The 7,356-nt window shown below is 36.9% G+C and carries 5 protein-coding genes; all 5 read left to right on the top strand.

The genetic code is table 11. The annotated features are described in order from the left end of the window. The first annotated feature begins 239 nt into the window (after positions 1-239). From Q0757_RS15545 to Q0757_RS15525, 5 genes are read left to right on the top strand one after another with little or no spacing between them, the layout of a single operon-like run. The gene (locus tag Q0757_RS15545; protein WP_298788964.1) at positions 240-1,817 is read left to right on the top strand and encodes a BCCT family transporter; all 1,578 of its coding nucleotides are present in this window, start codon (positions 240-242) and stop codon (positions 1,815-1,817) included. A 40-nt stretch (positions 1,818-1,857) separates the two neighbouring features. Continuing rightward, entirely contained in the window at positions 1,858-3,582 is a 1,725-nt protein-coding gene (locus Q0757_RS15540; protein WP_298788962.1) for a hypothetical protein, read from the top strand. Beyond that, complete coding sequence (locus tag Q0757_RS15535; protein WP_298788960.1) at positions 3,554-4,570, top strand: membrane dipeptidase; 1,017 nt, start codon at positions 3,554-3,556, stop codon at positions 4,568-4,570. The genes Q0757_RS15540 and Q0757_RS15535 overlap by 29 nt, the downstream gene beginning before the upstream one ends. Next, positions 4,552-5,352 (top strand): DUF3726 domain-containing protein, encoded by an 801-nt coding sequence (locus tag Q0757_RS15530; RefSeq protein WP_298788958.1) that lies wholly within the window; start codon positions 4,552-4,554, stop codon positions 5,350-5,352. Before Q0757_RS15535 ends, Q0757_RS15530 begins: the two co-directional genes overlap by 19 nt. A gap of 56 nt (positions 5,353-5,408) precedes the next feature. Continuing rightward, on the top strand, positions 5,409-6,878 hold the full coding sequence (locus tag Q0757_RS15525) for an aldehyde dehydrogenase (RefSeq protein ID WP_298788957.1): 1,470 nt from the start codon (positions 5,409-5,411) through the stop codon (positions 6,876-6,878). Positions 6,879-7,356: the final 478 nt, after the last annotated feature.

The following is a 7,356-nucleotide window of genomic DNA, read 5'->3' as shown; positions in this document are numbered from 1 at the left end:
AAGATATGTTTCAACGGCAGGGTTAACTTCAAGGCTGGAAGAGGACAGCCGTTTACACAAAATTATTGACGGTCCCTTTGTTTTTTCTTACCTTAGAATGTCAATTAAAAAAATCAATAATTTATTAAGAGAGCATTGACAAATATATTCAAACAAGTTAATTTATAAATATCGGAATTAAATACCTATATTGTGAATTATAGAGTTTTTCTATTTTGGCTCATGAAGGAGGTAGTTTTTTGGAAAATGAGAAAAAAACTGTTGATTTACCTGTTTTCATCATAAGTGGAGGGGCTTTGATTTTATTTGTATTGGCAGGGATTATTGACCAAAACTTTGTAACTAAAATTGTAAGCGCTTCATTCAATTTTTCTGTAAAATATTTTGGTTCTTTTTATCAATTCCTTATGCTTGGAACGTTTATTATTGCTTTATATTTAGGTTTTTCTAAATATGGAAAAATAAAATTAGGGAATATGGAAAAGCCAGAAATAGGCAACTTTAAGTGGATTTCGATTATTATGTGTACTTTGCTTGCTGGTGGCGGGGTTTTTTGGGCGGCGGCTGAGCCTTTGAGTCACTATTTAAATGTTCCTCCGCATTTTGAAGGGGTGCCGTCGAAGGCCCAAGAAACGGTAACGCCGGCATTGGCAACGAGTTTTGTTGATTGGGGATTTCTGGCTTGGGCTATTTTAGGCACTTTGAGCACTTTCGTTTTAATGTATGCTCATTATCATCGTGGCGCTCCCCTTAAACCAAGATCTCTATTGTATCCAATCTTTGGCGACAAAGTTATAAAAAAAAGCATATTAGGCACGTTTGTAGATTCTTTTTCTATAATAGCGGTAGCTGCAGGAACCATAGGTCCCATCGGATTTCTTGGCTTGCAAGCCGGTTACGGATTGAACGCTTTATTAGGATTTCCTAATACTTTATTAACCCATTCTCTGATTATTATCTTTTTAGTTATTGTGGCGGCTATCTCTGCAGTGACGGGGATTCATAAAGGCATTCAAATCTTAAGCAGTTACAATACTATTCTAGCCATAGGTCTCGTTATAGCCATGCTGATATTAGGCCCCTGGTTGTTTATTGTTAATTCGTATCTAGAATCATTCGGATTTTATCTTCAAAATTTTCTAACAATGCATACTTACCGTAGCAACGAAGAATGGTTGAGTGGGTGGACAGTTTTCTTTTTTGCCTGGTTTTTAGGTTATGGACCTATGATGGCTATTTTTACTAGCCGTATTTCTCGAGGAAGAACTATACGCGAAATTGTATTAGCCGTAGCTATAATAGCTCCTATTGTTACAACTTTTTGGTTTACGGTTGTAGGAGGCACTGGAATTTTTCAAGAGCTTTCCCAACCTAATTCTATTTCGCAAGCACTCAACAGTAATGGTCCGCCCGCTGCAATGATAGCAATAACAGAACAATTGCCATTTGGGCTACTATTAGGTTTCCTCTTTTTACTAGCTACTATTATTTTTGTGCTAACAACGACCGATTCAATGTCTTTCACTATTTCTATGGCTATTACTGGTAGTGGAGACCCGCCTAAGATTATAAGAGTTTTTTGGGCAATACTTATGGGGGCGGTAGCAACTATATTACTAACAATTGGTGAAGGCGGTGTTAATTCTTTACAATCTTTTATAGTAGTAACTGCTGTCCCAGTCTCTTTATTACTTTTGACCACATTTTGGACTGCCCCACATGTTTGTAAAAAGCTAGCAAGAGAACAAGGATTGTCATTCTCTGTATCTGAAGAAGACCTCAAAAATGGGAAAAATAATGAAAAAAAGATTATTTAACCCATGAAAGAGCATGATTAAATAGTGAGGTGAATAGTTAATGACTATAAGCTGTGAAAAGCATAAGTTGCGTCCCGCTTCTGAAGTCATGACACAAGAAAGAATTGGTGCATTTCGACTTACAAGTTTGAGCTTTTTACGTACGATGTTAAGAAATATGATGAGAGAGAATTGGCAAATCGAGTGTACTACCTTTGATTTGAACGAAGAAGGCTATGGTTACGCTATATATAGCGTTCAAACCCCAAAACATTTGTTTTCTTTTATCGTTATTTCTACAAGAATTAATGAGGAAGAAAGAAGCGATCGGGTTATTTCAGAAAAATGGGACGTAACTTTTGCATTATGTGAGGGCACTATTTCGAGCGAGAAATTAGAGAGACTAAAAGTAGAATTGCCGAAACAAGAAGTTGGACGGAGCGATTCTTCTGACCTTGTTTGGTCTCGCGCAAATAAAAGCAATAGAGTTTTTAATTATGTAATTGAATGTTTGACAAAACAAGAGCAACCAGATCCACAAACATTAAATGAAGTTGGATATTTGCTTCGAACAACAGCTGTTTATGGAAATGGAAAATTTGGTTTAGCGCCTTATGAAAAGATTAAAAACGATCATCCCTTTAGTGGGCCTTTTCAAGCTCAAATGTTTGCTGTTTACATGTTACGTCATTTTAGTTTCCATTTAGTAGAACATATAGCGCATGAAAAAAACTCTCACTCCATTAAACTAGGGCCTGAAATTAAGCGTTTTATGGGGACTGGAAATGCTACTGGCTTGGGGATGGCGCCATTTTTGATTTCACATCCAAAATTGATTCATCAATGGATCTTTTTTCGAGAAAAAGCAATAGCAAGAGTCAAAGACATTCAGCCCTCACAAAGCGACTTGGTAATTTTAACTCAGTGGTTGGAACGTGTTTCTAATTATTTTGAGGAATCAAGATTAATTGATAGAGAAATTTTTGTTAATCCAGAAGATCTAGATAAAAATATTAAGCGTTTAAAAAGTCTCGTTGTAGAATACATGAGCACGAGAGAAATAGAAGGCCAACCAGTATTTGATGTATGGCAAGAATTAACTGAAATGGTTCCAATAGAAACACAAGAATTACTGTATACACTTTTATTAGAACTTTATGCCGAACATGTTATTGAACTAGAGCAATATATGGGTTCGGAAGAATCCTATCAAATTGATCCAAAAATGACGGTAGACCAATTAAAACAACTAATAAATGATCAATATGCTTGGGTTTTTGATTACGATTTTACTGATCCAGAAGAAAAATATTATTTTTGGTATCGGTCTGAAGAAAAAGAAGAGCCACGCCTAGGAATTCGTGGAGAAGACCCTGGAGAAGAGTTTGAGATGCCCTTGAACATTGCCGAACAAGTACAGGAAGTACATCAAGCATTAGAAAATGATTCTTCAGAACAAATGATTACTTCTTTTATTTTAAAATATCCAAAATATAAAGGAATTATAAAACGTATCCAATCTTTAAATGGTTATGAATATGGTGAGATTCGAATGAATTTATTAAGCAAAAAATTATCGCCAGTTAATTTATTAAGATGTAAGTTGTCTTTTTTTGGAGCGGAACGTTTTAATCCAAAATCTGATCGTTGGGTGCGTATTACTTTGTTTCAAGGCGCACCTCTTGTAGAAGAAATAGGGGAACCATTCGCAGATAATTGGGTTTTTCCACAAATACCTACTAAAGAAGGGGCATGTTATGACTCAACAAGAAATAATTACTATTGATGCATTAGAACTAAGTAATTGGGATCGAGACTTTTTGTATCTGCTTCAAGAGGGTGGTGTAACTTGTGTTCATGCTTGCTGTGGTTTGTGGGAGAATGCCCGAGAGACAATCAGTAAGGTTGGGGCATGGCATCAATTTTTTAAAGCAAATAGTGACTTGGTAATGCAAGTCTTTCAAGGTTCTGATATTTTGAAAGCCAAAAAAGAAGGAAAGATAGGTGTGATTCTGGGAACACAAAATACCTCAGCTTTAGAAGATGATCTTTCTCTTGTTTCTGTATTTAATCAGCTTGGGGTTAAAGTGATGCAACTAACTTATAACAATCAAAATTTAGTTGGAAGTAGTTGTTACGAAAAAATAGATAGTGGACTTTCTCGCTATGGCAAATTGGTAGTTGAAGAAATGAACCGAGTTGGGATGGTGGTTGATTTATCGCATGTTGGCGAACAAACTTCTCTCGATGCAATTGAGATATCAAATCGTCCAGTGGCAATTACTCATGCGAATCCTGATTGGCTTTATCCTACGAAAAGAAATAAATCTGAAAAAGTACTTCAAGCTTTGAAAGAGAATAAAGGCGTCATTGGAGTGTGCGCCTATCCTCATTTGATTAATGGAAAAAGTACAACATTGAATGAGTTCTGTGAAATGATAATGGAAACAGTAGATTTTATGGGAATTGATCATGTCGGAATTGGCACAGATTTAACCATGAACATGTCCAAGGAGTTTTTAAACTGGATGAGGATGGGACGATGGACTTTCGAAATTGATTATGGAGCTGGTTCGCAAGAAGATCCCGAGTGGCCTGAATGGCCAGAATGGTTTAAAACTCCAGCTGATTTTCCCAACATTATAAGAGGTTTACAAGAAAATGGAATGAAAGATGAGGAAATATCGAAAGTGATGGGAGGGAATTGGTTACGTTTCTTCACAAATGCTTTTACAGCTGAAGAGGAGGCGCAGAAATGCGAGTTTCCTATCTAGAATTATTCGCTCATTGTAAAAAGGTGTTTTTGGCTTGTGGTATTCCCTATGGATATGCCGATGATGGAGCAGAAGCGGTAGCATGGAGCGAAATCGTTGGACTCAAAGGTCTTTCCATTTTACAAAAAGAAACCGATGATATATTAAAACATGGATTAAATAGCATAGAAATATCGAAGAAAAGTAATAATGTTTTATATTGCAATATCAGTAACGGGAGTGCTGTTGTGTATGGTAAAGCTATAGCAGACTGTGCGTTGAGTCTAAATTATGCAAATCAAATAGTTCAAGTATCTGTACAAAATACTGTACCTTCCCAAGCCCTGGCTAAGACTGCCAATTACGTTGCTTTCAGAAATAAAGGATGTTTAATCAATTATAGGAGCACAAGAAACACTGCAATATGGATGTTAGCAACCCCGGAAAATCCTTTTCCATTTATAGCTGAAGGAGAAGAAGTAGAGAATATTATGCAGCAAAAATTTTCGAAGGATCTGTTCCCGTTTGATAATAATACATTATCGTGTGAAGAGTTTTCGCTTTACTCTGCGATGGAAATAGAACTAATCAATTCATGCGTTAAAGAATTACGTCGTAAGAAAAATTGTGAAAGTGTTCAACTTGTAGAATCTGCATTATTAAAAGCGGAATTTGAAAAGGCTTCACATAATGGAGCAGAAGTCGATAACGCTATTTGGAAACATTTAGATCAAATTGGCCGTAAGATATTAGTCAAGTCTTCTGAGCAATCAAGGAGACGAGGCGCTGGTGAGAACACTTAACAACAAAAGTTGTTTTATGAAAATTAATATAAAACTAATCAAAGGAGAGAGAAATTATGGCAACTACTGCAACTGCAACAACACTGAAAAATTTTATAAATGGAAACTGGGTTGCGCCTTCTGGTAAAGATTTAAAAGAAGGAGTAAACCCTGCTAATACCCAGGAAGTTATTTCTTCCTTTTATCAATCAGATATAGAGGATGTAAATGAGGCGATAGATTCTGCAGAGAAAGCGTCAAAATTTTGGGGCACGACGCCTGCTCCTCAACGCGGAGAATATTTATATAACATTTCAAAATTAATGGAAGAGGAAAAAGAAGACCTTGCGAGAGCAATCGTTAAAGAAGAGGGGAAGACCTACAATGATGCTCTAAAAGAAGTTGGATATGCTGCAGGAATTGTGAAATATTACGCTGGAGAATGTCGTCGGATGAAAGGAATGATAGTTGAAGCGGATATCCCAAATGTCCAAATCGAAACTAAACCTGAAGCACTTGGTCCAGTTTTAGTAGTTACACCTTGGAACTTTCCATTATCCATTCCTGCTTGGAAAACAGCACCAGCTATTGCTGCTGGGAACACAGTGATTTTAAAACCTTCTTCTGAAACGCCTTTAACGGCAATGAAATTTATAGATATAGTCAATCGCGCCGGTGTTCCTGCTGGTGTAGTTAATTTCGTAATTGCGCCAGGAAAACTTGTTCCAGATATGATTAACCATAGTGCTATCAAAGCCGTAACATTTACGGGCTCTAATGCAGTTGGTAAAAAAATATACGCGGAAGCAGCTAAAGATATGAAACGTTGCTTGCTTGAGATGGGAGGAAAAAACCCTCTTATAGTTATGGAAGATGCAGATATTGACGAAGCGGTTCAGCTGGCTGTAGCGGGCGCTTACGGGCAGACAGGTCAAGCATGTACAGCAACAGGTAGAATCATAGTCCATGAGAAAATAGCTGAAGAGTTTACGGAGAAACTTGTGAAAAAGACTGAAGAGATAAAAGTGGGCAATGGCTTAACAGAAGGCGTAGACATGGGGCCTCAAGTAAATCAGTCTGAACTTCAATCTACGCTTAATCTCATCCAAAGTGCAAAAGATGAAGGGGCTAAGGTGCTTATAGGCGGAAACACTCCAAAAGGAAACGAATACCAACAAGGGTACTTCGTAGAACCGACCGTCATCAGTGAAGTAAAACCGTGGATGCAAGTCGCTAAAGAAGAGATTTTTGGACCAGTAAACAGTATTATTAAAGTACAAGATATCAATGAAGCAATTACAGTGGCAAATGATGTAGATTATGGGTTGTCTTCAGCAATTTGCACGAAAAACCTTGAGTATATGAATAAAGCACTTAATGAAATAGAAGCAGGAATTGTAAAAGTAAATATGACCACTACAGGTACTTTCTTTCAAGCACCTTTCGGTGGGTACAAGCAATCCAGTACAGGAACTTTCAAAGAACTTGGTAGTGAAGCGACAGATTTTTATCTTCAATATAAAACACGTTACATTAAAAGTGTTTAATGTAAAAATCAGTGGTTAATTTAATAATAGGGATAGTGTGGAAAGATCATAGTTTATCTTCCACACTATTTTAATATATATTGGGTTGGCCCTTTAAGAGTCATACTTCTTTTTGAAACATCCTTTCCGTGGTCTTCCCATATAAACAATTCATAGGCTGTGGTAAATCAATCTGGTGATAGGATTTCTATGCTTGATATGCCTGATACGTAATGAAAGACGGTTGGCGCCGGTGTTCACGGGAAATAGTCGATGGACATTTGCCTAGGAAAACTACAATCAGTCGGATGGACCAGCGGAGGCTCGTTAGAGCCTCTAGTTGTTGGTGTTCGATCATGGTAAGATGATAGTAGTTCCTAGTACCCCTTCGTGTGAGTATTTGATAGTACATGCCTCTTACTCAAAAATACCTGGGGTGTTTTTTATTTTTGTACATGTTGCACTTAATATTACAACTTAAAATATGAAGAAAATAAAA

The sequence above is a fragment of the uncultured Marinococcus sp. genome (assembly GCF_947493875.1).
GTDB lineage: Bacteria > Bacillota > Bacilli > Bacillales > Marinococcaceae > Marinococcus.
Note: the sequence above shows the minus strand (reverse complement) of the source record. Positions and strands in the feature narration are given on the sequence as shown.